1 protein-coding gene is annotated in these 259 nt (G+C 59.8%); it reads right to left on the bottom strand.

Annotated elements, in window-relative coordinates; all coding sequences use genetic code 11:
- Positions 1 to 39 precede the first annotated feature (39 nt).
- Positions 40 to 259, bottom strand: a 220-nt coding sequence (locus tag N7568_RS24260) for a hypothetical protein (RefSeq protein ID WP_261612231.1), incomplete at its 5' end; no start/stop codon positions are given.

Raw genomic sequence — 259 nt, 5'->3', positions numbered from 1 at the left:
GCGCGCCCGAGTCCATGAGATGAGGGACGCTCACCTCAATCAGGAGAAAGCCGAGGCCCAGACGGCCTCGGAATCCTTGACGATATGGATGGTCATCCCCGTCCTTGTTTTGGGCTTGGTGCTTATCACCCCACCGCTATTGATCATGGCGGGGGTCGCCTCATGACTACGTTTCGCACCCTCGAATCCCCGACCCGTTGCGGGGTACACGACGTCACCGGAAAGGCCGGTGCGAATGACCAAGGAGGTCGCCATGAAA

This window comes from Paenarthrobacter aurescens (assembly GCF_025421775.1).
Lineage (GTDB): Bacteria > Actinomycetota > Actinomycetes > Actinomycetales > Micrococcaceae > Arthrobacter > Arthrobacter aurescens_B.
This window is presented reverse-complemented; position numbering and strand designations above follow the sequence as displayed.